22 protein-coding genes, 3 tRNA genes and 1 pseudogene are annotated in these 25185 nt (G+C 71.1%); 14 read left to right on the top strand and 12 right to left on the bottom strand.

Features of this window, described 5'->3' with window-relative positions; translation table 11 throughout:
* Positions 1 to 474, top strand: a 474-nt coding sequence (locus AB0C01_RS24505; RefSeq protein WP_357572199.1) for a GDP-mannose 4,6-dehydratase, incomplete at its 5' end; no start/stop codon positions are given.
* A gap of 78 nt (positions 475 to 552) precedes the next feature.
* On the opposite strand, the gene AB0C01_RS24500 is transcribed toward AB0C01_RS24505, so the two are convergent.
* Both AB0C01_RS24500 and AB0C01_RS24495 read right to left on the bottom strand, forming a co-directional pair.
* Entirely contained in the window at positions 553 to 2022 is a 1470-nt protein-coding gene (locus AB0C01_RS24500; protein WP_357250913.1) for a sugar transferase, read from the bottom strand.
* A 173-nt stretch (positions 2023 to 2195) separates the two neighbouring features.
* Positions 2196 to 3263, bottom strand: a complete 1068-nt coding sequence (locus AB0C01_RS24495) for an LCP family protein (RefSeq protein ID WP_357250910.1) — start codon at positions 3261 to 3263, stop codon at positions 2196 to 2198.
* A 161-nt stretch (positions 3264 to 3424) separates the two neighbouring features.
* On the opposite strand from AB0C01_RS24495, the gene AB0C01_RS24490 reads away from it, so the two are divergent.
* Both AB0C01_RS24490 and AB0C01_RS24485 read left to right on the top strand, forming a co-directional pair.
* The gene (locus AB0C01_RS24490) at positions 3425 to 4243 is read left to right on the top strand and encodes an MOSC N-terminal beta barrel domain-containing protein (RefSeq protein WP_357250908.1); all 819 of its coding nucleotides are present in this window, start codon (positions 3425 to 3427) and stop codon (positions 4241 to 4243) included.
* A gap of 121 nt (positions 4244 to 4364) precedes the next feature.
* A complete protein-coding gene (locus AB0C01_RS24485; RefSeq protein ID WP_357572198.1) occupies positions 4365 to 5351 on the top strand; it encodes an expansin EXLX1 family cellulose-binding protein in 987 nt (328 codons plus the stop codon).
* A 4-nt stretch (positions 5352 to 5355) separates the two neighbouring features.
* Here AB0C01_RS24485 and AB0C01_RS24480 read toward each other — a convergent pair whose 3' ends face one another.
* The 3 genes from AB0C01_RS24480 to bcp form a co-directional block, all read right to left on the bottom strand.
* Positions 5356 to 5883 (bottom strand): GNAT family N-acetyltransferase, encoded by a 528-nt coding sequence (locus AB0C01_RS24480; protein WP_357250902.1) that lies wholly within the window; start codon positions 5881 to 5883, stop codon positions 5356 to 5358.
* Positions 5884 to 5969: 86 nt separating this feature from the next.
* Positions 5970 to 6052, bottom strand: a tRNA-Leu gene (locus tag AB0C01_RS24475).
* A 109-nt stretch (positions 6053 to 6161) separates the two neighbouring features.
* Entirely contained in the window at positions 6162 to 6638 is a 477-nt protein-coding gene (gene bcp / locus AB0C01_RS24470; RefSeq protein WP_357250899.1) for a thioredoxin-dependent thiol peroxidase, read from the bottom strand.
* Positions 6639 to 6927: 289 nt separating this feature from the next.
* Between bcp and AB0C01_RS24465 the strand changes: the two genes are divergently transcribed.
* The 4 genes from AB0C01_RS24465 to AB0C01_RS24450 are packed head-to-tail and all read left to right on the top strand — an operon-like array spanning position 6928 to position 9616.
* Positions 6928 to 7644 (top strand): energy-coupling factor ABC transporter permease, encoded by a 717-nt coding sequence (locus AB0C01_RS24465; RefSeq protein WP_357250896.1) that lies wholly within the window; start codon positions 6928 to 6930, stop codon positions 7642 to 7644.
* The gene (locus AB0C01_RS24460; protein ID WP_357572197.1) at positions 7641 to 8075 is read left to right on the top strand and encodes a PDGLE domain-containing protein; all 435 of its coding nucleotides are present in this window, start codon (positions 7641 to 7643) and stop codon (positions 8073 to 8075) included. The genes AB0C01_RS24465 and AB0C01_RS24460 overlap by 4 nt, the downstream gene beginning before the upstream one ends.
* Before the next feature lie 15 nt (positions 8076 to 8090).
* Positions 8091 to 8861, top strand: coding sequence for a cobalt ECF transporter T component CbiQ (cbiQ, locus tag AB0C01_RS24455; protein WP_357250891.1), 771 nt, complete (start codon positions 8091 to 8093; stop codon positions 8859 to 8861).
* A complete protein-coding gene (locus AB0C01_RS24450) occupies positions 8858 to 9616 on the top strand; it encodes an ABC transporter ATP-binding protein (protein WP_357572196.1) in 759 nt (252 codons plus the stop codon). Before cbiQ ends, AB0C01_RS24450 begins: the two co-directional genes overlap by 4 nt.
* Before the next feature lie 74 nt (positions 9617 to 9690).
* On the opposite strand, the gene AB0C01_RS24445 is transcribed toward AB0C01_RS24450, so the two are convergent.
* Genes AB0C01_RS24445 through AB0C01_RS24430 form a run of 4 tightly spaced genes read right to left on the bottom strand, consistent with a single transcriptional unit; the run spans position 9691 to position 12621 of the window.
* Positions 9691 to 10767, bottom strand: coding sequence for a hypothetical protein (locus AB0C01_RS24445; protein ID WP_357250885.1), 1077 nt, complete (start codon positions 10765 to 10767; stop codon positions 9691 to 9693).
* Entirely contained in the window at positions 10764 to 11480 is a 717-nt protein-coding gene (locus tag AB0C01_RS24440) for a thioredoxin domain-containing protein (protein ID WP_357250882.1), read from the bottom strand. Before AB0C01_RS24440 ends, AB0C01_RS24445 begins: the two co-directional genes overlap by 4 nt.
* Positions 11473 to 11997, bottom strand: coding sequence for a MauE/DoxX family redox-associated membrane protein (locus tag AB0C01_RS24435; protein WP_357250879.1), 525 nt, complete (start codon positions 11995 to 11997; stop codon positions 11473 to 11475). The genes AB0C01_RS24440 and AB0C01_RS24435 overlap by 8 nt, the downstream gene beginning before the upstream one ends.
* A 33-nt stretch (positions 11998 to 12030) precedes the next feature.
* Positions 12031 to 12621, bottom strand: coding sequence for a sigma-70 family RNA polymerase sigma factor (locus tag AB0C01_RS24430; protein ID WP_357250876.1), 591 nt, complete (start codon positions 12619 to 12621; stop codon positions 12031 to 12033).
* 202 nt (positions 12622 to 12823) lie between these two features.
* Between AB0C01_RS24430 and AB0C01_RS24425 the strand changes: the two genes are divergently transcribed.
* The 3 genes and pseudogenes from AB0C01_RS24425 to AB0C01_RS24415 all read left to right on the top strand — a co-directional run.
* Positions 12824 to 14488: a copper resistance protein CopC gene (locus AB0C01_RS24425; protein WP_357250874.1), complete on the top strand. Its 1665-nt coding sequence runs from the start codon at positions 12824 to 12826 to the stop codon at positions 14486 to 14488.
* Between the two features lie 17 nt (positions 14489 to 14505).
* Positions 14506 to 15243, top strand: coding sequence for a YcnI family protein (locus AB0C01_RS24420; protein ID WP_357572195.1), 738 nt, complete (start codon positions 14506 to 14508; stop codon positions 15241 to 15243).
* A 691-nt stretch (positions 15244 to 15934) separates the two neighbouring features.
* A pseudogene (locus AB0C01_RS24415) lies at positions 15935 to 16373 on the top strand (hypothetical protein); the annotation flags it as partial.
* Here AB0C01_RS24415 and AB0C01_RS24410 read toward each other — a convergent pair.
* Positions 16366 to 17655 carry a glycosyltransferase family 87 protein gene (locus tag AB0C01_RS24410; RefSeq protein ID WP_357250868.1) on the bottom strand — a complete coding sequence of 430 codons (1290 nt, stop codon included), beginning with the start codon at positions 17653 to 17655 and terminating at the stop codon, positions 16366 to 16368. The pseudogene AB0C01_RS24415 and the gene AB0C01_RS24410 overlap by 8 nt on opposite strands.
* A 66-nt stretch (positions 17656 to 17721) precedes the next feature.
* Between AB0C01_RS24410 and orn the strand changes: the two genes are divergently transcribed.
* Complete coding sequence (gene orn, locus AB0C01_RS24405) at positions 17722 to 18318, top strand: oligoribonuclease (RefSeq protein WP_357250865.1); 597 nt, start codon at positions 17722 to 17724, stop codon at positions 18316 to 18318.
* 106 nt (positions 18319 to 18424) lie between these two features.
* A tRNA-His gene (locus AB0C01_RS24400) sits at positions 18425 to 18497 on the top strand.
* Positions 18498 to 18610: 113 nt separating this feature from the next.
* On the opposite strand, the gene AB0C01_RS24395 is transcribed toward AB0C01_RS24400, so the two are convergent.
* Together AB0C01_RS24395 and AB0C01_RS24390 are read right to left on the bottom strand one after the other, a co-directional pair.
* The gene (locus tag AB0C01_RS24395) at positions 18611 to 19900 is read right to left on the bottom strand and encodes an Ig-like domain-containing protein (RefSeq protein WP_357250862.1); all 1290 of its coding nucleotides are present in this window, start codon (positions 19898 to 19900) and stop codon (positions 18611 to 18613) included.
* 248 nt (positions 19901 to 20148) lie between these two features.
* Complete coding sequence (locus AB0C01_RS24390) at positions 20149 to 21423, bottom strand: Ig-like domain-containing protein (protein WP_357572194.1); 1275 nt, start codon at positions 21421 to 21423, stop codon at positions 20149 to 20151.
* 188 nt (positions 21424 to 21611) lie between these two features.
* On the opposite strand from AB0C01_RS24390, the gene AB0C01_RS24385 reads away from it, so the two are divergent.
* Both AB0C01_RS24385 and AB0C01_RS24380 read left to right on the top strand, forming a co-directional pair.
* Positions 21612 to 21687, top strand: a tRNA-Lys gene (locus tag AB0C01_RS24385).
* A gap of 416 nt (positions 21688 to 22103) precedes the next feature.
* Positions 22104 to 25088: a glycoside hydrolase family 3 C-terminal domain-containing protein gene (locus AB0C01_RS24380; protein ID WP_357572193.1), complete on the top strand. Its 2985-nt coding sequence runs from the start codon at positions 22104 to 22106 to the stop codon at positions 25086 to 25088.
* Positions 25089 to 25185 lie beyond the last annotated feature (97 nt).

Genomic DNA, 25185 nt, shown 5'->3' with positions numbered 1-25185 from the left:
ATGGACGTCGTCGTCACCCGCTGCTCCAACAACTACGGCCCCTACCAGTTCCCCGAAAAAGTCATCCCCCTGTTCGTCACCAACCTCCTCGACGGTGCCACCGTCCCCCTCTACGGCGACGGCGGCAACATCCGCGACTGGCTGCACGTGCACGACCACTGCCGCGGCATCGCCCTGGTCCAGCAGAAGGGCCGCGCCGGCGAGGTCTACAACATCGGCGGCGGCACCGAACTGACCAACAAGGAACTCACCGGCCGGCTCCTCGACGCCTGCGACACCGGCTGGGACCGCGTCGTCCCCGTCACCGACCGCAAGGGCCACGACCGCCGCTACTCCCTCGACATCACCAAGATCCACCAGGAACTCGGCTACACCCCCAGCATCACCCTCGACCAGGGCCTCGCCGACACCGTCACCTGGTACCGCGACAACCGCACCTGGTGGGAACCCCTCAAGACCACACCCACCGCATGAGCTGACAAATGCCGCGGGTGGTGGCAGCCGACGATGCGAACCTCGTCGGCGCCACCACCCGCGGCGTTGTGCGTCAGGTCACCGACCGCCGGCGCGGAAGACCTCCGAGACGGTACGGAGGACCACCTTGACGTCCAACCACAGCGACCAGTTCTCGATGTAGTAGTTGTCGAACCGGGCCCGGTCGGAGATCGGGGTGTCGCCCCGCAGGCCGCTGACCTGGGCAAGCCCGGTGAGTCCGACGGGTGCGCGGTGACGTGCCGCGTAGTTCGGGTATTCGGCCGAGAACTTCTCCACGAAGTACGGCCGCTCCGGCCGCGGCCCGACGACGCTCATGTCGCCGCGCAGGATGTTCCACAGCTGGGGCAGCTCGTCCAGCGAGGTCCGGCGCATGAACCGGCCGATCGGGCTGACCCGGTTGTCGTGCGCGATGGACCAGTTGGTCTGGGACTCCTGCTCGTTCACGGGACGCATCGACCGGAACTTGATGACGTTGAACGGCTTGCCGTACCGGCCGATCCGCTCCTGGTAGAAGAAGATCCCGGGGCCACCATCGATGAGTGTGGCGAGGGCGCAGAGCAGCAGCACCGGGCTCAACAGCAGGAGCGCGATGCCGGCGACCAGGATGTCGGAGGCCCGCTTGATGGCCCACCGCGGGCCGCTCAGCGTGATGTCGCCGATCTTGACGATCGGGAACGCGCCGATGTGGTCGGGGTAGCCGCTGTGGGAGCGCGAGCCCCACAGGCGCGGCACGGCCCAGAGATCACAGCGCGAGCTGCGGGGCCGCAGCAGGGTTTCCATGAGCGTCGTCTCGTCGCAGTCCGGGTCTGCGATGATCAGGACCTCGCACTCCGTCAGCCGGACGAGGTGCTCGAGGTCCGCCATCGTCCCGCTCAACGGAAGCGCCGCGTTGTCCTGGCGGGACGGAGCGTCGACGCAGCCGACGAACCGCAGGCCGTACTGCGGGTAGCGGCGCAGCAACCGGGCGATCTCCAGGCCGATCGGCCCGCCGCCGACGACGAGCGCGTTGTGCTCCGCCCACCGACGCTTGCGGGACAGGACCGTGAACGACCTGCTGGCCGCACGTCCGAGGATCACCAGCAACGCCGACACCGCGACGCCGCGCATGAACCCGCCGACGTACGTCACCGAGGCGTGGCGCTCGGCCGCGATGATGGCCACCACCGAGGCGGCGGCCAGCAGCCGCCCGCAGAGGCTCGGCAACTCGTCGAGGATGCTCACGTGACGGCGCGGCCGGTAGAGGCCGCCGGCCGCGAACAGGGTGATGGTCAGGGCGGCGTTGGCCATCGTCCCGCGCCAGTAGCTCTGCGTCAGCAGCAGCGGGGCGATGAGCGCGACCGCGTCGACGGGCGCGTTCATCATCCATGCCCGCAGCCACCGGGTGCGCGACGAGGTGCGGGACCTCGCGTACGGCAGGACGGCGGTGGTCCCCAGGCCGGGCACCTCGACCCTGGCCGGGGCCTGGGCCTCCCTCGCCTGGGGCACGGGTGGGGCGCCTCCGTAGAGGCGAGCCCCGTCGCCCGGCATGTCGAGGTCGTCCCCGCCGACTGACGGCGTGGACGAATGGCTGGTCGCCGGATGGCCTGACACTTGTGGACCTCCCCGTGAAAGCCCTCGGTCATGCATCCCGACCAGAAGGGCGACCGAACTCTACGATCGACCCGGTCGTGCCACCATAGCCGCCAAGTCAGTTCCGCCTCCTACTTTGCGGCGGCGAGGATTCCCGGAACGTTGTCGTTACGGACCGCATCGAAGACCTTCGCGGCCTTTTCCTTGTCGGCGAGCACCACGCTCTCGGTGCCCATCATGCCGGTGCCCTTCACCGGGCAGGTGAGGAACGTCAGGTTGCCGCTGCGCAGATCGCGCATCTCGGACCCGAGGTCGACCAGGTTCAACTTCTTGTCCACGGCGACCGCGTCCGCCGTCGCCTTGATGAAGGAGTTGAGCTTGGCCGGGTTGGCGAGAGTGCCGCCGGACGCCGCCTTGTCCAGGATCGCCTTGATCACCTGCTGCTGGTGCCGGATTCGGGCGAAGTCGCCGTCGGCGAACGCGTGCCGTTCGCGCGCGTAGTCCAGCGCGGCCGCCCCGTCCATCTTCTGCCGCCCGGCGTTGAACGTCCGGCTGCCGTTGAGCGCGTACAGCGTGGTGAAGCCCTTCTCCACGTCCACGTTGATGCCGCCGAGCGCGTCCACGATCTCCTTGAAGCCGCTGAAGTCGACGATCGTCACGTGGTCGATCCGCACGCCCGTGAACTTCTCCACCGTCTGCACCAGCAGCGGCACGCCACCCCACGCGAACGACGCATTGATCTTCGCGTCCCGGCCGCCCCGGCCGCTCGAGGACTTCGGCACGCTTACCCAGGTGTCCCGGGGGATCGAGATGAGCTGGGCGCTGGACCGGTCCTTTGGAAGGTGGGCCACGATGATCGTGTCGGTGCGGGAGCCGGACTCGCTGTTCGGGTCGCGGGAGTCGCTGCCGAGGATCATGATGTTCATGGCGCCCTTGGCGTTCTCACCCACCTGCGGGCGATCGGCCTCCGGCACACCCTCGAAGGCGTCGACGCGCTCGATGCCGGAGTTGATCGAACGGAAGTACAAACCGCCGGCGATCATCCCGCCACCGCCGAGCAAGGCCAGGACCACGAACGTGATCAAAGCGACCTTCTGCCACCGGGGACGCCTCGACCGCGCCTTCTTGGTCGGCTCCGGTGGTTGCTGCGCCGCGATGAACTGGGTCTCGGGCTCCGCGTACTCTTGGCGATACTGCATGCCGCGATGCTACTGATTCCCGGTTACAGGGATGTACCCCCGTCCGGGTCGTCGGGCTCCACGTCCCGACCGAATCGTTTCCGACGATCGTCGCGGTGAGCCCGGGAGAGCCCGTCAACCATCGGTATCCAGCGACGGAATCGGCATGGCATGGTGGCCGGGTGCGGTTGACATCGATCCACACGTACCCCGTCAAGGGTTGTCACCGGCTCGACCACGACGGCGCGTTCGTGCAGCCGTGGGGCCTGGCCGGCGACCGGCGCTGGATGGTCGTGGACGCCGACGGCGTCGGCGTCACCCAGCGCGAGACCACCCGGCTGGTCGGCCTGCGCGCCACCGTGCGCCCCGGGGGCCTGTCGCTGCGCGCCGACGGGCAGCCCGACCTCGACGTGCCCGAGCCCGCCGGCGGCGGACCGGTCGCGGTGCGGACCTTCCGCAACCGCAAGCTCCCCGTCCCGGCCCTGTCGGCCGGTCGAGCGGCTGACGACTGGCTCGGCGCGCTGCTCGGCCGACCGGTCCGGCTGGTCTGGCTGGGTCAGCCGACCCGCCACCTGGCCGCCGGGGACCGCGAACACGACACCGGTGACCAGGTCAGCTTCGCCGACGCCTACCCGCTGCTGCTGGCGAACACCGCCTCCCTCGACGCCCTCAACGGCTGGCTGGCCGAGGTGGGGGAGGAACCGGTGCCGATGAACCGGTTCCGGCCCAACCTGGTGCTCGACGGGGCGTCGGCCTGGACCGAGGACGACTGGGTCGGCCGGTCGCTGCGCATCGGTGACCTGCGGTTCCGCGCCGCCGGGCCGTGCGAGCGCTGCGTGGTGACCACGACCGACCAGGAGGCCGGGGTACGCACGAAGGAACCGCTGCGTACCCTCGCACGACACCGCACCATCAGGCAGAAGGTCCTTTTCGGACTGCACCTGGTGCCGCTCGACACCGGTCACCTGGCGGTGGGTGCACCGCTCGTCATCGTCCCCTGACCAGGGTCGACCGTCCCGGCACGCGGTACGCGGTACGCGCCGGTCACCGTCCGTCACCGCTGTCTTAGCTTTGGCTTAGCCGGCTTGTCCGCCCACGTCCCGTTCCGGCAGCATCGCCGTCGTGACGGACGTAAGCGTTGTCGACATCGACCTGGACCATGCCCCCCAGCAGCGTCCCGCGTCGGCGTCCCGCTCGACGCCCTGGCTGGTCGCCGCCGGCGTCACAGTCGTCGCAGCGGCAATGGGGCTCACCCTGACCCTGCGGTCCGGCTCCGCCCCGGCCTGCGCCGCCGGCCGGACCCTCGCCGCAGCGCCGCCCACCGGCACCACCACGCACAGTGGCAAGGCCACCTTCTACGACTCGAACGGCGCCGGCGGCAACTGCTCGAACCCCGCCGCCCCGGCCAACAAGCTCTACGTCGCACTCGGCCCGACCGAATACTCCGCGGGCGCCGCCTGCGGAGGTTTCCTCGACGTGACCGGCCCGAAGGGCACCGTCCGAGTGCTGATCATGGACCAGTGCCCGGAGTGCGCACCCGGGCATCTCGACCTGTCCCGCGAGGCGTTCGCCCGGATCGCCGAGCCGGTCCAGGGCCTCGTCCCGGTCACCTACCGCGCGGTGGTCAACCCACCGCTGCCCGGCCCGCTCACCTTCCGGATCAAGGAGGGCGCGTCGCAGTTCTGGTTCGCCGTCCGGGTCGGCAACCACGGCAACCCGCTGCGATCCGTCGAGGTCCGCCAGGGTGCCAGCGGCCCGTGGCGCCCAGCCGCCCGGCAGGACTACAACTACTGGCTGATCGCCTCCGGCGCCGGAGCCGGCCCGTTCACCATCCGGGTCAGCGACGTGTACGGCAACCGTGCCACCGTCAGCGGCATCCGGATGGCACCCGGCCAGGTGCAGAACAGCGCGGTCCGGATGTACGGGCGCGGCGGCGTCGCGGCCACTCCCCGCCCGTCCGCGTCGGCCCGGCCACCCGGCAAGCGACCCATCGCAGGTACGCCGACGCCGACCAGCCGCCCGGTCGAGGTGGCGAAGGCGAGCGCGCCGGCCACCAGCACGCCGAGCACCCAGCCGGCCGAGACGAACGCCCGCTGGTGCGCGGGCTGACCGCTCAGTCAGTCGGCGGCAGGTCGAGCCACATCAGGATCTCGTCCCGGTCATCCTCGGGCGCCACCCGCAACGCGGCCGGCAACCGGCCGATCTCCCGGTAGCCGAGGCGGCCGTAGAACCTGTCCAACCCCAACCCGTCGCGGACCGTCACGTGCAGCGCCTCGTGGCCGAGTCGCCTGCCGATACGGGCGGCCTCGGCCATCAGCGCCGAGCCGTAACCGGTGCCCTGGGCGTCCGGGTGGACCATCACCCGCTTCAACACGCACCAGTGCGCCTTGAGCGGGAAGCGGTTGTCGGAGAAGACCAGCAGGCCCGCCAGCCGATCGCCGGAGTATCCGACAAGCAGGCGGTCCGGTCCGTCGGCGATGCCGGCGAAGGTCGGGTCGGCGAGCACGTGCACGTCGGCGGCGGTCACCGGCGGAACGAAGCCGACCGCGCCACCGGCGTTGCTGACGTCCGTCCAGAGCGCGACGATGTCGGCGCGCAGGCGTGGGGTCAGGTCGGGGTCGAGGACGAAGCGCAGACTCACGCCGGCCATCCTGACCCGCCGACCAGGCCCGTGACCCTCGACAGTGACACGCCCGACAATCCCGAGGGGTGCGTGGTGCTCGTTTGTGCGGGAGAGGGGATTCGAACCCCTACGCCCTTTCGGACAATAGGACCTAAACCTATCGCGGCTGCCGTTACGCCACTCCCGCCAACCCGCTGAGTCTAGAGCGTCCGGCTTCGACGGTGTCGAGCCCGGCCTTGTCTGCGGATGGCCGAGGCCGGGTGGTGGCTCACCGACTCGGTCCAGGGCTCACCGACTCAGTCCAGGCCGAGGTCGCGGCGGAGCTTGGCGACGTGTCCGGTGGCCTTGACGTTGTAGAGCGCTCGCTCGATCTTGCCGTCGGCGTCGATCACGAACGTCGAGCGGATCACTCCGGTGACGGTCTTGCCGTACAGCTGCTTCTCGCCGTACGCGCCGTAGGCGATCAGCACCGTCCGGTCCGGGTCGGACACCAGTGGGAAGGTGATCGCGTCGCGCTCGCGGAACTTCGCCAGCTTCTCCGGCTTGTCCGGGGAGATGCCGACGACCTCGTAGCCGGCGGCCTGGAGCGAGGCGAGCGAGTCGCGGAAGTCGCACGCCTGCTTGGTGCAGCCGGGGGTCATCGCGGCCGGGTAGGCGTACAGGACCACCTTGCGACCGCGCAGGTCGGCGAGGGAGAGCTGGTCACCGGTGTCGGTGGCGAGGGTGAACTCGGGCGCGGGATCACCGGGGGAGAGACGGTCGGGCGTGGTCATGGCCCGACGATACCGCCGACCGGGCGGGTGCCGTCGCCGGCGACGCGCCCCGGTCGGCGCCGCTGGCTGTAGGTCAACTCGTCGTTCAGGAAACCGGGGCATCCGCGGTTCGGGGATGCCCCGACATCAGGGAAGGCGAGTCGATCACCCGCGCGACCGCCGCCGAGTTCGGGCGATCGCAAGGTGATCAACACCTCGCGTTGTTGCCAGAGTCTGGCAACAACGAGTGATGGGAAATAGGCTGACGCTCGCTGGCCCGGTCGGGTCCGCTGAACGTCTGGGAGGTCGCGTGGAAACACTGGCGATGCACATCTCGAACGGGATCATCGACGGTCCGGTCGCAGCGATCTTCGCCGCGCTCGCTCTTGCCGCGCTCACCGTCTGTGTCCTGCGCGGCCGGCGCGACCTGGACGACCGGCTGGCCCCGATGGCGGGCCTGGTGGCCGCGTTCATCTTCGCCGTCCAGATGCTCAACTTCCCGATCTTCACGGCCGGCGTGAGCGGCCACCTGCTCGGCGGCGCGCTCGCCGCCATGCTTGTCGGCCCGTGGGTCGGCGCGCTCTGCGTGTCCGTGGTCCTGGTGGTGCAGGCGCTGGTCTTCGGTGACGGCGGAGTGGCGATGCTCGGCCTCAACATCACGAACATGGCGCTGCTCGGCACCGCGGCGGCGTACGTGCTGATCGCGGTGCTGCTGCGGGTGCTGCCCCGTACGCGGGCCGGCCTGGCCGTGACCGCGTTCGTCGCCGCCACGCTCAGCGTGGTGGTCGCGTCGCAGGGCTTCGTCCTGCAGTACTGGCTGGGCGGCACCACCGACCTGGGAAGCAACCTGACCGGTCTGGCCGGCACGATGGCCGGCGTGCACCTGCTGATCGGCATCGGCGAGGGCCTGATCACCGCGACCACCGTGCTCACCGTCGCGAAGGTGCGACCCGACCTGGTGTACGCGCTGCGCTCGCTGCGCGCGCCCGCCGCCCCCGCTGTCCCGGTCGTCGGAGGTGTTCGATGAAGAATCGCTCGTGGGTGTTCCTGGCCGGTGGCCTGCTGGTCGCGCTCCTGCTCGCCGGGGTGGTGAGCAACTACGCCTCGTCCCACCCGGACGGGCTGGACTCGTCCCTGCTCAAGGGCTGCACGGTCGACGCCGACGACAACATCGTCGGCGGCAGTTGCCCAGCTCAGCAGGCCCGGGACCACGAGTTCGCGGACAGCCCGCTCGCCGACTACGGGGTGCGCGGCGTGTCGAACAGCTTCGTCTCCACCGGGCTCTCCGGGGTGCTCGGGGTACTCGTCACGTTCGCGATCGGCGCTGGCGGTTTCTGGCTGCTGCGCCGTCGGGGCACGACGCCGACCGACGGCACGACACCGGCCGACGGCACGACGCCGACCGACGGCGCCGACACGACGACACCCGTCCGGCGCCGCGCCGACGCGGCGAACTGAGCAGGAGTACGCAGGATGGGTGCCGGTCACGGGCATGTGCTGTACCGCGAGTCGGACTCGCCGGTGCACCGGCTCCCGCCCGAAGTAAAGATCGTGGCGATGGTGGTCTTCACGATCGCCGTGGTGGCCACCCCACGCACGGCGTTCTGGGCCTTCGGCGCGTACGCCCTGCTGGTGGTCGCGGTCGCGGCGCTGGCCCGGGTGGGGCCGCGGTGGCTGCTCAGCCGGGCGCTGATCGAGCTGCCGTTCGTGCTGTTCGCCGTGGCGCTGCCGTTCCTCGGCACCGGCGAACGGGTCGAGGTGCTGGGCCTGCGGCTGTCCGAGGACGGACTGCACGGCGCGTGGAACATCCTGGCCAAGGGCACCCTGGGCGTGCTCGCCTCGCTGCTGCTCGCCGCGACCACCACCACCCGGGACCTGATCGTGGGGTTGGACCGGCTGCGTTGCCCGCAGGTGCTCACCCAGATCGCCACGTTCATGCTGCGCTACCTCGACGTGCTGGTCGGCGAGGCGCGGCGGATGCGGGTGGCCCGGATCTCCCGGGGCGACGACCCGCGTTTCCTGTGGCAGCTGCGCGGCTTCGCCGCCGGGATCGGGGCGTTGTTCCTGCGCGCCTTCGAGCGCGGCGAGCGGGTCTATCTGGCGATGCTGTCGCGTGGTTACACCGGGCGGATGCCCGCCGTGTGGCAGGGCGACGGTGCCGCGAGCATCGGTCAGTGGCTCGTCGCGTCGACAGTGCCGGTGTTGGCCGCCTCCATCGCCGCCACCGCCGTCGTGCTGTCATGATCGGTGTCGTGCAGACCGCTGTCTCGCTTGACGTTCGTGGCGTTCGGTACGCGTACCCGGATGGGCACGTCGCCCTGCACGGCGTGGACCTGAGCGTCCCGCGCGGCGACCGGGTGGCGCTGCTCGGGCCCAACGGCGCCGGCAAGACCACGCTGGTGCTGCATCTCAACGGGATCCTCGTCCCGACCGAGGGCAGCGTGAGCGTCGGTGGGCTGACGGTCACGCCGGACCGGGCCACCCTGGCCGAGGTGCGTCGCCGGGTGGGCATCGTCTTCCAGGACCCGGACGACCAGTTGTTCCTGCCCACGGTGGCCGAGGACGTGGCGTTCGGGCCGGCGAACCTGGGTCTGCGCGGGGCGGAGTTGGCCGCCCGGGTGGACGAGGCGCTCGCCGCGGTGGGGATGGGCGCGCATCGCGACCGGTCCCCGCAGCATCTTTCCTTCGGGCAGCGCCGCCGGGTGGCGGTGGCGACCGTGCTCGCCATGCACCCGGAGATCCTGGTGCTCGACGAGCCGTCGTCGAACCTGGACCCGGCGGCCCGCCGTGAGCTGGCCGAGATCCTGCGCGACCTGCCGGTGACCCTGCTGATGGTCACGCACGACCTGCCGTACGCGGCGGAGTTGTGCGACCGCTCAGTGATCCTGGACGGTGGCCGGATCGTCGCCGACGCCCCCACCCTGGACCTGCTGGCCGACTCGGCCCTGCTGGCCCGCCACCGCCTCGAACTTCCCTACGGCTTCGCCCCACCCCGGTAACCCCCACCCCGCCCCATGATCAACACGGGCCGGCGGGCTGGCGGGCCGGCGGGCCGGCGGGCGGGGGCGGTGGGTCAGGTGTGGGCTGGGGTTGGGGTTTTGGCGGCCGCGTGGAGGCGGAGGACGCCTGCGGCTGTCGCCCCGGTGCCGGTGATCAACACCAGCGCGACCATGACCCGGGCGATCTCGGGTGGCCAGGGCACCGGGGCGATGGATCGGGCGAACACGGCGGCGTTCGCCGCGCCGGCGAAGAGCGCCAGGCAGGCCCCGGCCAGCGCCACCGCGAAGTCGGCGGCCGGGCGGCGGGCCAGCGCGTAGCAGCCGGCGGCGATCGCGCCGAGGCCGGTGAGCAGCGACCAGATCTGCCCGGACAGCAGCCCGAGCGTCACCCCGCCCACACCCTGGGCGCCCGCGTCCAGTTCCCGCCCCACCGGGTACACGACGGCCACCACGCCGCCCACGACCAGCAACGTGCCCACCGCGGACAACGCGCGGGCACCGGCGGGCGAGGCGGCGGCGAGCAGGCCGAGCGCGCCCACCGCGAGCAGGCCGACGATCGTCACCGCCCACCAGGTGTACGCGTCCGGTGGCGGCACCCAGTCCACCGTCCCGCCGATCGTCACCTGGTCAGCGCCGTCCCGCAGGGGGATCGTCCAGTCCCGGACCCGGTGCTCGCGGTCCGGTGCCGCGCGTACCGCCGCCGGTGGTGCCGACTCCTGCCACAGTGCGCGTTGGTCGTGCCAGCGCACGGTGGTCCCGTCGGCGACCCGCCGCCAGGTCGGCGGGGCGGCCGGGTCGGCGTCGGCCGGGAGCGCGGTGTCCCCGGCGATGGTGCGGTTCAGGTAGGTGGCGGGGGAGCGGCTGTTCTCGAAGACCCCGTCCGGGGTGATCCGCAGGTACGGCTCACCGGAGTAGCCGACGACCTCGACGGCCCGGCCGGTGTCGTTGGTCAACTCCAGTCGGGCGCCCGCCTCGACGACGCGTACCTCCAGCCCTGGCCGCTGCGGTGTGACCCCGGTGGTCCGGGTGCGGTAGTCGGTGCCGTCGGGGGCGTCCGCGCCGTGCGCGGCGGCGGGCGCCGCGGTGAGCAGGGTCGCCACGCCGGCGGCGGTGGCGACCAGGCCGACGCGAGCCAGCAGGGTACGGATCACTTGCCGGCCGCCGCCACGGCCGCGGTGAGGCTGTCCGGGGTGGGGTTGGTGAGCGGCTGACCGTTGACCATGACCGTCGGCGTGCCGGTGACGTCGCTCCGGCTGGCCTCGTCGGTGACGTGGTCGGTCCACGTCTTGTACGTCTTGTCCTTGACGCAGCCGCCGAACGAGCCCCGATCGAGGCCCACGCCGGTGCCGATGTCGATGAGCTGGTCGTCGGGGAGGCCGGCGCTGCCCTCCGGCGGCTGCCTGTCGAAGAGCGCCTTGGCGTACTCCCGGAACTTGCCTCCCGCCGCGGCGCAGCCGGAGGCGGCCGAGGACCGGGTGGAGTAGTCGGTGGTGGAGAAGCGATTGAGGAACGCCACCGGGTGGTAGACCACCTTCGCCTTGTTGTCGGCCACCAACTGCTCGAGCGTCGCCCCGGTGGCCTGCTCGAACTGCTTGCAGACCGGGCAGAGGAAGTCCTCGTAGACGTCGACGGTGACCGGTCCGCCACCGGTGACGATGCCGGTGCCGGCCGCGTTCGCGCCGGGTGGGGTGGTGAAGGAGTCGGAACGCTGGTTGGTCCAGACGGTCCAGCCGACGACACCGGCGATGACCAGGACGACGACCGCCGCGGCGGACACCCAGACCGTGCGGCGACGCCGTCGCTCGCGGGCGAGTTGCTCGCGGACCACCCGGGCGGCGTCCCGCTTTCCCTTGCGACTACTCATCCTCGTCCTCCACAGCGGGTTCGCCGGACAACCACCCGTCCACCGATACCGGCGTACGCGGCCAGACCAGCAGAAATCCGGCCAGTACCAAGAATCCCAGGTCCCGCAGGATCTCCGGGAGGTAACTGGGTGCCTGCCCCTCGCCCAACTGCCCGCCGCTGCCGAAGCAGCCGCAGTCGATGGCCAGCCCACGTGCCCAGGCCGAGGCGATCCCCGCGATGAAGACCACCAGCAGCGCGGCCGACACCCCGGCGACGAGCCGGGTGGCCAGCCCGAGCAGCAACAGCACGCCCAGCGCCAACTCGACGAAGGGCAGGGCCGCGCCGACCACGGTCGCCAGGTCGTACGGCAGCACCTGGTACGCGTTGACGGCTCGCCCGGAGGCGGCGAGGTCACCGACCTTCGACGCGCCGGCGACGAGCCAGACGGCGGCGAGGCCGAGCCGTGCCGCCGTGGCGAGCCAGGGCCGGACGACCGGCCAACGGCCGACCGGGGGGGAGGGTGCAGTCACGCTCATTGTGTCGTCCCGTCTGCGCCGGAAGTTCCCCGCTCAGCCGGTCAGGGCGTCGCCGACCGCCTCGACCAGTTCGTCGCGGGCCCGGGCGACCCGGGATCGGATGGTGCCCACCGGCACCCCTTCGACGGCGGCCGCCTCGGCGTACGACAGGCCGAGCAACTGGGTGAGCACGAACGCGGCGCGCCGCTCGGCGCTGAGCCGGCGGACCAGGTCCGCCGCGCCGAACTGGCCGGCCGGGTCCGGGTGCGGGCGGTCGGTGTACGCGTTCGCGGCCAGCCGCTCGTCGAGTCGGCGGCGGCGGATCACCGTGCGCAGGTGGTCGGCGCAGGCCCGACGGGCGATGCCGAGCAGCCAGGTGCGGACGCTGGAACGGCCCTCGAACGCGGGCAGCGCCCGAAACGCCCGCAGGTAGGTCTCCTGAGTCAGGTCGTCGGCGCTGTCCGGGTCGACCAGGGCGGCGGCGAACCGCCAGACCTCGGTCTGGGTCAGCCGGACGAACGCCGCCTGGGCGCTCGGGTCACCGTCGCGCGCGCTGAGCGCCCACTCGGTCGCCGGGTCCCGGGCGACGGCACCGGCCGGCTCTGCCGGACCGGCGGCACCGGTGTCACGCGGGACGGGGATCACGACAAACCAGGTTACGCGGCGCCCGAGGCGGCGTCACGGTCCTTCGGTTCCTGGATGGTCTGCACCACGTCGGGAACTTTTCCCCCACCGGAGCCGACTACCTCCGCATGACACGCGATCCCTCCCGCGCGGCACGGGCGGCTGAGCAGAGTTGAGCCCTTTGCCCGACTCGGCTCGCCGAGATCCACACCGGTCGGCGACCATGGCTGGCATGACTGTCGCCCCCCGCCGCTGGATCACCCGGCTGGCTGCCGCCGCCGGCCTGCTGGTCACCGTCGTCGCCCTGTTGATCGCGCCAGCCACCCCGGCCAGCGCCCACGCGGTGCTGGAGAGCACCAGCCCGGCCGCCTCCTCGGTCGTGCCGAGCGCGCCGTCCGAGGTGGTCCTCCGGTTCAGTGAGTCGGTCCGCAAGGTTCCCGGCAAGATCAGGGTCATCGCGCCGGACGGGTCCCGCGCCGACCGGGGTGAGCCGTCCTTCGACGGCGGCGAGGTGCGCATCCCGGTGGACCCGGCCGGCGGGCGCGGCACCTACCTGCTCAGCTTCCGGGTGATCTCCGCCGACAGTCACCCGGTGTCCGGGGCGTTCACCTACTCGGTCGGCGCGCCCTCGACACCACCCGTCGACTCCGGCACGGACAGCCGCGCCAACCCGGTCGTGGGTACGGCGGTGAAGGTGGCTCGTTTCCTCGGCTACACCGGTCTGGTGCTGCTGGTCGGGCCGGCGCTGGTGCTCGCCGCGCTGTGGCCGCGACGGCTCTCCCGGCGGGGGCCGGCGCGGCTGGCCTGGACCGGCCTCGGCCTGGTGGCCGTCGCCACCCTCGCCGACCTGTGGTTGCAGGTGCCCTACACGGCCGGCGGTGGCCTCTTCGACGTGACCGGCGAGGGGTTCGGCAGTGTGTTCGGCAGCACCTTCGGCACCGCCCACCTGGTCCGACTCGGCCTGCTGGCGGCCTCCGTCTTCCTGCTCCGGCCGCTGCTGACCCGGCCGGTCGGCCGCGCCGACGCGATCATCCTGGCCGTGCTCGGCGGCGCCGCCCTGCTGACCTGGCCGCTGGCCGGGCACCCGGCGGCCTCCCCGGCGCCGGCCGTCTCCGTGGTCGTCGACGCGGTCCACCTGGGCAGCATGGCGGTCTGGCTGGGTGGTCTGCTGATGCTCGCCGCGTTCCTGCTGCGCCAGGCCGACGAGCGGGAGCTGGGCGCGATCCTGCCCATCTGGTCGCGGTGGGCGGCGCTCGCCGTCTCGGCGCTGCTGCTCGCCGGCACCGTTCAGGCGCTGATCGAGGTGGCCACCCTGCAGGCGCTGTTCGACACCACGTACGGGCAGCTGCTGCTCACCAAGATCGCGCTGTTCGCGGTGGTGATCGCCGTGGCCGCGTACTCCCGGCAGTTGGTGCGTCGGCGCATCGCCGCGCAGCGCCCGGCGCCGGTCCGCCGTGCGGTCTGGGTGGAGTTGGCCGTCACCGTGGTGGTGCTGAGCCTGTCCGCCACGCTCGTGCAGACCACGCCCGCCCGCACCGCCGTGGCCGGGCCGTCCAGCACGGAGGCCGGCCTCTTCAGCACCAAGCTGTCCAGCTCGCTCTACGACATGCAGATCGAGGTGAGCCCGGCCCAGCGGGGAAACAACTCGGTGCACCTGTACGCCTACGACAAGAACAACCAGCCGCTGCCGGTGGTGGAGTGGAAGGCGACCGCCGCGCTGCCCTCGGCCGGGATCGAACCGATCGACGTCCCGCTGCTGCCGTTGACGGACAACCACGCCTACGGCGACATCAGCCTGCCGGCTTCCGGTGACTGGCAAATCAAGATCACTGCCCGAACGACAGACATCGACCAGGCCACGGTGACCGCCACCGTGCCGATCCGTTAGAGAGGTCCGCGAAACCCATGACCCGATTCCGGCGTACCGCAACCGCCGCTGCCGCCCTGGCGTTCACCGCCGCCGCCACCGCTGTGCTCGGCGTCGCCGGACCGGCGTCCGCGCACGTCACGGTCAACCCGAAGGAGGCGGTCCAGGGCGGGTACGCCCGGGTGGCGTTCCGGGTGCCCAACGAGAGCGACACCGCCTCGACCAACAAGATCGAGGTGACCCTGCCGGAGAACGCTCCGGTCGGCTCGGTGTCGACCATGCCGGTGCCCGGCTGGACGGTCGCGACGGAGAAGCGCAAGGTGGACCCGCCGATCGAGGTGCACGGCAGCCAGCTCACCGAGGCGATTTCCAAGATCACTTGGACGGCCACCGGCGACGCGGCGGTGAAGCCCGGCCAGTTCCAGGAGTTCCCCGTCTCGATGGGGCCGCTGCCGAAGGTCGACTCGATGGTCTTCAAGGTCCTCCAGACCTACTCGGACGGCGAGATCTCGCGCTGGATCGACCCGCCGGCGCCGGGTGCCGAGGAGCCGGAGCACCCGGCGCCGGTGCTCACCCTGGCCGCCGCCGCGGCACCCGCGGGTGCGCCCACGCCGAGCGCCGCCGCCGCGTCGTCGCCCGACGACGACGATGACGACGACGGCAACGGGCTCGCGGTCGGCCTCGGTGTGGCCGGTCTCGTCGCCGGGCTGGCCGGTCTGGTGCTGGGCGGGCTGGCGTTCTCCCGGAGCCGTCGGGAGCCGGTCGCCAAGTCCTGACCCCCGTCCCACCCGCTGGCCCGCCGGAACCCTCCGGCGGGCCAGCGCGCTTTCCGCGGTCGGACCGTGCGGTGCAGTGGATATTCCCTGATCACCGCGCCCGCGTCGGTAAGGTCGGCCGGGTATCTGGCTACGGAGGGAGACGGTGCGAATGCGTGTCGTGCGGGCAATCGTCGGTGTGCTGCTGGTGGCCATGGGGATTCCGGCGCTGTTCGCCGGTGGCGCGTTGTGGTTGGTGACGCGACACGCCGACCCCGACGGGTCCTTCGCCGCCCGCTTCGAGACGCTCCGCACGCCCGGTCACGCGGTCGTGGTCACCGACCTCGACCGCCTGCTGCGCCAGGAGGCGCCGTTCGCGCGTACCGGGGAGACCCGGCTGCGCCTGGACGCCAACACCTCGGGCGGCCCGACCTTCGTGGGGCTCGCCCCCACCGCCGAGGTGCGTGGCTGGCTGGCGCCGGTGCCGCACGCCGTGGTCCGTCGGGTGGCGCTGGCCCAGGGTCCGCTGCCGGTTCGGCTGGACCCGGCCGGTCCCGCTGCGGGCGGTCCGGTCGATCCGGCCGCCGTCGTACCGGTCGGCCCGCCGGATCGGCCGTCCTGGGTACGCCAGGGCGTCGGCTCGCTGGAGTGGAGCGCGGACGACCTGGCCGAAGAGCCCATGAGTCTGGTGCTGATGCGCCCCGACGGTGCCGCCGACCTGGCACTGGACCTGCGCGTCGAGGTGCGGGCGGGGTGGACCGGCCCGGCCACCTGGAGTCTGCTGGCCGCCGGCGTCCTGCTGGTGGCGTGCGCCCTGCTGCTCCTGCTGCGACCGTTGCGCCCACGCGAGGTCATCTTCGTGGTGGAGCCGGATCAGGTTCCGGTGCTCGCCGGCCGGCTCGGGGTCACCTCGCTGAGTGGGCTCGGTGCCCGGGATCCCGCGCCGGCCGCGCCGTTTCCGGCCGTGCGGCAGCTCACCATGGTCGGTTCGGGTGCGAAGGCCACGACCCGGCCGGTGGCGGTCGACGAAACGGCGGGTGGCCCTCCGCGCTGCCGACGCGGAGGGCCACCCTCACCGGGGGATCGGTGCTACCCGAGCGGCGCTTGAGGTAGATGAGCCCAGATTAGCGCTAGTGGCGGCTACTAGGTAGATCTGTCCAGTTGGTGCGATTTTTCCTGGGGTTGCGGTTGGTCGGCGGGTCGGACGCGGCGCAGGCGCACCGGCAGGGTCGCCAGCAACAGCAGGCTGAGCAGCACATAGGTGTTCTGCAACACGAAATCCGCCGGGTCGTGCGTACGGACCGCTCCCGCGCCCCATTCCTGGAACGTCACCACGCCGTAGACGATCACGGCGGTGGTGACCAGCGCGAACCCCGCCAACCACCGACGCCTGCGTGCCTCGTCCGGGCGGTCGGCACTCAACGCCGCGTCCGCGAGCAGCACCACCGCCGGCACGAACCAGTAGATGTGGTGGGTCCAGGTGATCGGGCTGACCAGCGAACCCACCAACCCGGTCAACGTCAGGCCCGTCACCAGGTCACCGGCGCGCGCCGCGCGGGCGGCCCGCCACAGGCCGTAGGCGGCGACCACGGCGACCACCAGCAGCCAGAGCAGCCGGTCCGGCTTCTCCGGTGCGGTGAACCGGCTGAGCAGGCCGAACAGCGACTGGTTGCCGACGTAGTCGGTGCGTCCCACCCGGTCGTTGTCCCACAGCTCCTGGGTCCAGAACCGCCACGAGTCACCCGGAGCGATCGCCGCCGCGAGCAGGGTCGCCGCCGCGGCGGTAGCGCTCGCCACCGCGGCGGCCCGCCACCGTCGGGTGGCCAGCAGGTACACGATGAAGATGCCGGGAAAGAGCTTGAGCGCCGTCGCCAGCCCCACGCCGACCCCGGCCCAACGCCGTGCCTGCGGTACGGCGAACAGCAGGTCGGCCAGGATCAGCACGACCAGCAGCATGTTGATCTGCCCGAAGGTGATCGTCTCGCGGGTGCTCTCCACGGCCAGCACCAGCAGCACGGCCACGGTCAGCGTGAACGCCCGGGGCAGGTCGTGCCGGGCGATGACCGGCATCATCAGCCAGCGGGTGGTCAACACCACGGCCAGCACGGTGAGCACCGTGAAGATCGCCACGGTGGCACCGAGCCGCAACAGGCCGAACGGCCACAGCAGCAACGCGCTGAAGGGTGGGTAGGTGAAGTACAACTCGCCCTGCACCCGGTCGGGTTGGACGTAGTCGTAGAGCGGGTGGCCGACACGCCACCAGTCGACCGCCGACATGTAGATCTTGAGGTCGAGGAATTTGTGGTTCAGGCCCGGCAGGTAGAGCGCTGGCAGCACGGCGATGAGGGCCACCACCGTGACCAGGCGACGGACCGTACGGCCGCCGGGATCGTCGTCCGTGACGGCGGGCGGTGCTACGGGATCGGCTGGCACCCCGAAACCCTAGCGGTCTGGTCCGCCGAGAGCGCGCAGCCGCGGGGCGTGGGCTGCGCGTAGGCTGTGCCGGTGGCTGATCTCCTTGTCTGGATCGACTGTGAGATGACCGGGCTGGACCTTGGCAGGGACAAACTGATCGAGGTTGCGGCACTGGTCACCGATCCCGATCTCAACGTGCTGGGTGACGGGGTCGACGTGGTGATCCACGCCGACGAGGTGGCGCTGGAGGGGATGCCGGAGATCGTCCAGACGATGCACGCCAAGTCCGGTCTCACCGAGGAGGTCCGCCGTTCGGCGGTCACCCTCACCGAGGCGGAGGACCTGGTCCTGGACTACGTCCGCACCTTCGTCAAAGATCCGCGGACGGCTCCGTTGTGCGGCAACTCGATCGCCACCGACCGGGGCTTCATCGCCCGCGACATGCCCCGCCTCGACGCCCACCTGCACTACCGGATGATCGACGTCTCGTCGATCAAGGAGCTGTGTCGGCGCTGGTACCCGCGCGTGTACTTCGGCCAGCCGCAGAAGGGCCTCGCGCACCGGGCGCTGGCCGACGTCCGGGAGAGCATCCGGGAGTTGGAGTACTACCGGCGGACGCTCTTCGTCCCGCTGCCGGGCCCGGACGTCGAGACCGCCAAGGCGATCGCCGCCGAACTCTGACCCACGCGCGGGCGGCCCCGGATACCCGCTGGACGGGGCCGGCTGCGGTGCGGCTATTATTGGTCCGCACCCCGCCCGGGGCGATCGACCGGGCGACGGCGGCATGGTGGCTGTAGCTCAGTTGGCAGAGCACCGGGTTGTGGTCCCGGTTGTCGTGGGTTCAATTCCCATCAGTCACCCAGTTGGTTGTGCTGCTCAGGCCCCCTCTTCGGAGGGGGCCTGAGTCGTTGTAGGGGCGAGATGGGGACCACGCGAAAGCCCCCTCCGCAGAGGGGGCTTCCGGTCGCTCAGGTCAGGCGGTCGGCGTCGGTGACGGGGTGACCGCGCCGTCCGGGGCCGGGGTGGTGGCCGGGTCGGCCGGCGGCTCGTACGGGACGGCGCTGCCCTTGACGTACTCGTCCCAGCTCATGTTCCAGTCGGTCCAGCCGTTGCCGTTCTGCAGCTTGCGCTCGGTGCCCTTGACCGTGATCGGGTCGCCGACCCGCGTGTTGCTGAACAGCCAGTTTCCGTTGGCCATCGACACGTTCACGCAGCCGTGCGAGACGTTCACGCTGCCCTGCTGCCCCTCGGACCAGGGTGCCGCGTGGATGAACTCCCCGCCCCAGGTGAGACGCTGCGCGAAGTCGATGTTGGTGCGGTAACCCTCCTCCGGGCCGAGTTCCTCCATCGTGTCGAAGACCGTCTTGCGCAGCTTCTCGATGACGACCATGGTGCCGCTCGACGACGGGGTGCTCTTCTTGCCCAGGCTCACCGGGATGGTCTTGATCACGGCGCCGTCGCGGGTCACCGTCATCCGCTTGTTCTTGTTGTCCACTGTCATGATCAGCGACGGGCCGATCTTGACGTCCACCGCGAGGTCGGAGCGGCCGTACCAGCCCTCACCCATCGGCAGGCCGCCGGCCTGCACCCGGTAGGAGACCTTGCTGTTGGCCTTCCAGAACTCCTTCGGCCGGTACCGGACCTCGGTGGGGCTGACCCAGTGCCAGACGCCCTCCTGGGACGGCGTCGAGGTCACCGTCATCCGGCGCTGCACGTCGTCGCGGTAGTCCTCCGGGACGGCCCGGCTGAACTTCACGATCAGCGGCATGGCGACCCCGACCACCTGGTTGTCGCCGAGGAAGCTGCTCACGCGTACCTGATTGGCGGGCTTGGCCATGGTGGTGAAGGTGTTGGTCGCGGTGGCCGGACGGCCATCGTCGCCGGTGGCGGTCACGGTCGCCGTGTAGCTCGTGCCGTACGCGAGGGCGCCGGCCGGCTGCCACGTCTTGCCATCCGCGGCGACTGCGCCCTCGACCGTCTTGCCGGCCGCGTCCTTGAGCTCGACGGCGGTCTGCATGGCGTCCTTCGTGGTGAAGGTGATGCCGGTCGAGGCCGGCACGTCCTTGGCGTCGGCCGCAGGCTCGCTGATCGTCGCCGCGGCCTTCGGTGGCGGGCTCTCGCCGCCGCCGTGCCACGAGGACGGCTTACCGCCGTCGCCGCTGGTGCAGGCGGCGGTGAAGGCCAACGCCACGGCGAGGAAACCCGCCGCGAACACGCGACGTCGCCCACGGTGCCTGATCAGCTGATCCTGGCTAGCTCGCATGATTCCCTCACAGTCGTGGTCGCTGCCCCATCGTCTCCTACTGACGCGCCAGAGCCGGGCCGGGTTGCCGAGGGTGAACCGAAACACGCCGATTATTCTGCCGGATTCTTGCTACTATCCGGCGTTTCGCGAGTATGGCTCGTTTCCGTGCGGGGGCGGTGGGGTCGCCGCGGCGTCGTCGCCTCGCCGGAGTGCAAGGGTACGCCGGCCCCGCCAATGGCGGGGCCGGCGCGAGAAGGCCGACACGCTCAGAGCAGGGGGCCGGCCCCACCACTGGGTACGGGCAGCGCGCTGCCCTTGATGAACGCCGACCAGCTCAGGCTCCACGCCGTCCAGCCGTTGCCGGCGCCCAGCTTGCGCTCGGTGCCCTTCACCGTGATCGGGTCACCGATCCGCGTCTTCTCGAACAGCCACCGGGCGTTCACCATCGACACGTTCACGCAGCCGTGCGAGACGTTCTGCCGCCCCTGCACGTGCTCCGACCAGGGCGCGGCGTGAATGTACTCGCCACCCCAGGTAAGCCGCTGGGCGAACTGGATGTCGGTGACGTAGCGGTTGGCCGGATCCGGGTCGTCGCGGGTGTCGAAGGTCGTGGCCTCCTTCTTCTCCATCACGACCATCGTGCCGCTGGAGGACGGCGTGCTCTTCTTGCCCAGGCTCACCGGAATGGTGCGCACCAGCGCGCCGTTCTCGTACACCGTCATCTTCTTGCTGGCGTTGTCGACCTTCATCTGGAACGACCGGCCGATCTTGGCAGTGGCCTTACGGTCCATGTCGCCGTACTTGCCGTTGCTCAGCGGTATCCCGGCCAGGGCGATCCGCACCGTGATGGTCGTGCCGGGCTTCCAGTACTCCGGTGCCCGGTAGTACGCCTGCGTACCGTTGTCGACCCAGTGCCAGGCCCCCGGCTGCGGCGGATCGGTGCGGACGAACATCCGCTTCTGCACCGCCGCCCGGTCCTTCTTCGGGATGCCCGGATGGAACTCCGTGACCACCGGCATGGCCACCCCGTAGCTCTTGTCGTCGAAGAGGTACAGGCCGGATCCGATCGTCGACTTCGGCTTGGCCATCGTGGTGAAGCTGCTGGTGCCCTGGCTGCTCGTCCCGTCGGCCGCGTCCGCCGTCAGCGTGGCGGTGTACCGGGTGCCGAACTTCAGCGGGGCGGACGGCACCCAGGCGGAGCCGTCGGTGCGCAGTTTGCCCTCCACCGCGCCCCCGCCGTCCGCGGTCAGGGTGACCGCGGAGACCTTCCCGCCGTCCGGCAGCTTCGCGCTGATCTCGGTGCTCACCGGCCGGTTGTTCGCGCCGTTGGCCGGGCTCAGTGTGAGCGTCGGCACGCTTGGCGCGTCCGGCGTGGTTGGTGTCGGGGGCGCGGACGAGCCAGGCGCGGCGCCCGCGTCCGCCGCCGGCGTTCCACCGACGAACGTCGGGGTCTTCTGCTTGTCGCCGCACCCGGTCAGTGCCAGCGACGCCACCAGAGTCAGAGCGCCCACCACCGCCCCGGCTCGCGTGAACCGTGTCATCCCCACCTCTGTTCTCGCGTACCTGGCGGACATCGTGCCGCATCACCGCCTCAACCCACCCCCCCGTCCCGAGCGCGAGGGCCGGTTTGTGGCTTTTTGCCCGCAAAGCTCGACCGAAGGGGGGAGCCGGGTAACCGGATTGGAGCCCGGCTCGGGCGGGTGCTAATGTTTTCTCCGTTGCCGAACGAGCGCCGCTAGCTCAACTGGCAGAGCAGCGGACTCTTAATCCGCGGGTTCGGGGTTCGAGTCCCTGGCGGCGCACCAACGATCAAGGCCCTGACCGAGGTTCATCCTGGGTCAGGGCCTTGTCGTATTTCCGCTGGGGCTCGGCACCGGCACACGTGCTCGGACACGCAAGCCTTCGGGCGCGGGGGACCACCTAAAAGGTCGGGCTCCATCTGCTGATCTTCCCCGAGCTGTCGATGTGGTGCACCCGCGGACACCGCCCCGCCGGTGGTGTGGCGCGCTGTGCGACGGAGCCGGGGAGACGCACGGTTGCCCGCCCATTGGCCGGCATCTATAGTTGCGCGGATCACAACAATCATGGCCGTGGTGGTTGCGGCCGGTTCGTCGAAGCGCTTCGACGATCCGTCGTCCAGGCCCGTCAGCCGGGTGTCGAGCCTGGCCACACCGGTCGGGGCGTCCGCTGGGCGTCCGTCGTACGACCTGAGGAGAAGCAAATGGGGAACAAGCGCCTTCGGCGCGGAATCGCCGTGCTCGCGCTCGTCCTACTGGCTCTACCGGCCGTTCCCGGCACCGCCCTCGCCGAACCCACCTACCCGTTCCGCGACCCACACCTGCCGGTGCAGGCCCGGGTCGACGACCTGCTCGGCCGGCTCACCCTCGACGAGAAGATCTCCTGGCTGCACCAGTACCAGCCAGCCGTTCCCCGGCTGGGCATCGGCCTGTTCAAGACCGGCACCGAGGCCCTGCACGGGGTGGCCTGGTCGACCGACATCGACAACAACGGCGCTGTCGTCAAGGCCCGCAGCACGTCCTTTCCCCAGCCGGTCGGCATGGCGAGCACCTGGGACACCGACCTGATCAACCGGGTCGGCTCCGCCGTCGGCGACGAGGCGCGCGGCTATCACGTGCAGAACCCCCGGGTGTGGGGTCTCAACCTCTGGGCACCGGTGGTCAACCTGCTGCGTGACCCCCGCTGGGGCCGCAACGAGGAGGGCTACTCCGAGGACCCGCTACTCACCGCCGAGATGTCCACCGCGTACGGCTCGGGGATGACCGGCGGCGACCCCGACCACCTGAAGAGCGCCCCGACCCTGAAGCACTACCTGGCCTACAACAACGAGATCCGGCGCGACGTCACCTCGTCGAACGTGCCACCTCGGGTGCTCAACGAGTACGAACGCGCCGCGTTCCAGCCAGCCATCGCCGCCGACGCGGCGACCGGCGTGATGGCCGCGTACAACCTGATCAACGGACGGCCCGCCACCGTCGATCCGGACCTGGCCACCGTGGTACGCGGCTGGACGGACCAGCCGCTGCTGAACGTCACCGACGCCTGGGCGCCGAACAACCTCGTGGCCTCCCAGGGGTACTACGCCACCCAGCCCGAGGCGAACGCCGCGATCGTCAAGGCCGGCCTCAACAGCTTCATCACCGACGACACCAACGCCCAACCGACGGTGACGGCCATCAAACAGGCCCTCGCGACCGGCCTGCTGACCGAGGCGGACATCGACGCCCGGATCCGGGAGATCCTGAACGTGCGGTTCCGGCTGGGGGAGTTCGACCCGGGCGGTGGCCGTTACGGCGGCATCACCCCGGACGTCATCAACAGCCCGAAACACCAACGGCTGGCCCGACAGGCCGCCGGCGAGGCGATGGTGCTGCTGAAGAACTCCCGACAGGCGCTTCCGCTGGACCCGGCCCGCACCCGCAAGGTGGCCGTGCTCGGTCCGCTGGCCGACACCCTCTACACCGACTGGTACGGCGGCGACCTGCCGTACCAGGTGACCGCGCTCGACGGGATCCGCGAGCGGCTGGGTAACTCCGCGAGTGTCAGCGGGCTCGACGGGGCGGACCGGATCGCCCTGAAGGACGCGGCGACCGGCAGGTACGTCACGGCCACCGGCACCACCGACGCCGACCCGGTCGCCGCCACCGGTGCCACGGCGACGCCCGAAGCACAGTTCGACGTGGTGGACTGGGGCCAGGACGTGGTGACGCTGCGCAACGCCGCGAACGGCCGCTACCTCGGCTACAACTGGGGGCCGTTCATCACCCGCGACGAGCAGCCGAACGGCTGGTACGTCCAGCAGCAGTTCAAGCTGGAGCCGCAGGACGACGGCACGGTGGTGCTGCGCTACGTCGGCTACGAGACCAAGGAGAGCTGGTTCGCCCCCGAGAAGTACGTCACGGTCGGCGACGACGGTGCGCTCAAGCTCGGCGCGTCCACCCCCGCTGCCGCGACCCACTTCAGCCGCGAGGTGATCAGCAGCGGAATCGACCGGGCGGTGGCGGCGGCCAGGGCGGCCGACACCGCCGTACTGGTCGTGGGCAGCAACCCGTTCATCAACGGACGCGAGGCGCACGACCGCACCTCCACGGCCCTGAGCGCCGGCCAGGAGGCACTGGTCAAGGCCGTCGTCAGGGCCAACCCGCGTACGGTTCTGGTGCTCCAGACCAGCTACCCGGTCAACCTGACCTGGGAGCAGGAGCACGTCCCGGCGATCGTGTGGACCACCCACGCGGGCGCCGAGACCGGGCACGCCGTGGCCGACGTCCTGTTCGGCGACCGCAACCCGTCCGGCCGGCTCACCCAGACCTGGTACCGCTCGGACGGGCAACTGCCACCGGACCTGCTGGAGTACGACATCATCTCGTCCGGGCAGACCTACCTGTACAGCACCGCGAAGCCGCTCTACCCGTTCGGCCACGGGCTGTCGTACTCCCGGTTCCGCTACGGCCAGGCGCGTACCGGCGACCGGCCGGTCGCCGCCGACGGCACCATCACGGTGAGCGTCGACGTGACAAACACCGGCAGCCGGGCCGGGTCCGAGGTGGTCCAGCTCTACACCCACCAGCGCACCTCGCGGGTCAAGACCCCGATCCGTCAGCTCAAGGCCTTCCAGCGGGTGGAACTCGCACCCGGGCAGACCCGGACCGTCACGCTGCGGCTGCCCGCCGCCGACCTGGCGCACTGGGACGTCACGCGCAGCCGGTGGGTGGTCGAATCGTCCACCCACGACATCATGGTGGGGGCGTCCGCCGAGGACATCCGGGCCCGCACCGCGGTTCGGGTCCGCGGTGAGACGGTCCCGGCCCGGGACCTGTCCCGGCCGACCCGGGCGGAGAACTTCGACGGGTACGCGGGGGTCCGGCTGGTCGACGAGACGAAGGCCCAGGGTACGGCCGTCGGCGCCACCGCGGCGGGCCAGTGGATCTCGTTCGCCGGTTCGGCTCTGCGTCCGGGCGCCGACACCCTCACGGCCAGGGTCGCCAGGGCCGGCGCGGACGCCGGCACGATCCAGGTCCGCCTGGGCTCGCCCACCGGCCGGCTGCTGGGCACGGCCACCGTGCCCAGCACCGGCGACGACTACCGGTACGTCAACGTCAGCGCCGAGTTGGCCCGCGCCGCCGGCACCCACGACGTGTACCTGGTGTTCGACTCCCCGCTGCGGCTGGCCGACTTCTCCATCAGGTGACCGGAACCCGGGCCGGGACGATCGTCGTCCCGACCCGGGTCGGCACGCCCCGGGCCTTCGGCTCGAACCTGGTCACCGGCAGTGGCGCGTGGGCCGG

The organism is Micromonospora sp. NPDC048905, assembly GCF_040649655.1.
In the GTDB taxonomy this organism is placed as follows: Bacteria; Actinomycetota; Actinomycetes; order Mycobacteriales; family Micromonosporaceae; genus Micromonospora.
This window is presented reverse-complemented; position numbering and strand designations above follow the sequence as displayed.

Excerpts from the sequence above, each read along its gene's own strand:
- bcp (WP_357250899.1), bottom strand. The coding sequence starts at position 6,638 with ATGACCACGCCCGACCGTCTCTCCCCCGGTGATCCCGCGCCCGAGTTC.
- AB0C01_RS24460 (WP_357572197.1), top strand. The coding sequence starts at position 7,641 with ATGAAGAATCGCTCGTGGGTGTTCCTGGCCGGTGGCCTGCTGGTCGCG.
- AB0C01_RS24395 (WP_357250862.1), bottom strand. The coding sequence starts at position 19,900 with ATGCGAGCTAGCCAGGATCAGCTGATCAGGCACCGTGGGCGACGTCGC.
- AB0C01_RS24500 (WP_357250913.1), bottom strand. The coding sequence starts at position 2,022 with ATGCCGGGCGACGGGGCTCGCCTCTACGGAGGCGCCCCACCCGTGCCC.
- AB0C01_RS24420 (WP_357572195.1), top strand. The coding sequence starts at position 14,506 with ATGACCCGATTCCGGCGTACCGCAACCGCCGCTGCCGCCCTGGCGTTC.
- AB0C01_RS24425 (WP_357250874.1), top strand. The coding sequence starts at position 12,824 with ATGGCTGGCATGACTGTCGCCCCCCGCCGCTGGATCACCCGGCTGGCT.
- AB0C01_RS24380 (WP_357572193.1), top strand. The coding sequence starts at position 22,104 with ATGGGGAACAAGCGCCTTCGGCGCGGAATCGCCGTGCTCGCGCTCGTC.
- AB0C01_RS24435 (WP_357250879.1), bottom strand. The coding sequence starts at position 11,997 with ATGAGCGTGACTGCACCCTCCCCCCCGGTCGGCCGTTGGCCGGTCGTC.
- AB0C01_RS24440 (WP_357250882.1), bottom strand. The coding sequence starts at position 11,480 with ATGAGTAGTCGCAAGGGAAAGCGGGACGCCGCCCGGGTGGTCCGCGAG.
- AB0C01_RS24495 (WP_357250910.1), bottom strand. The coding sequence starts at position 3,263 with ATGCAGTATCGCCAAGAGTACGCGGAGCCCGAGACCCAGTTCATCGCG.
- AB0C01_RS24450 (WP_357572196.1), top strand. The coding sequence starts at position 8,858 with ATGATCGGTGTCGTGCAGACCGCTGTCTCGCTTGACGTTCGTGGCGTT.
- cbiQ (WP_357250891.1), top strand. The coding sequence starts at position 8,091 with ATGGGTGCCGGTCACGGGCATGTGCTGTACCGCGAGTCGGACTCGCCG.
- AB0C01_RS24390 (WP_357572194.1), bottom strand. The coding sequence starts at position 21,423 with ATGACACGGTTCACGCGAGCCGGGGCGGTGGTGGGCGCTCTGACTCTG.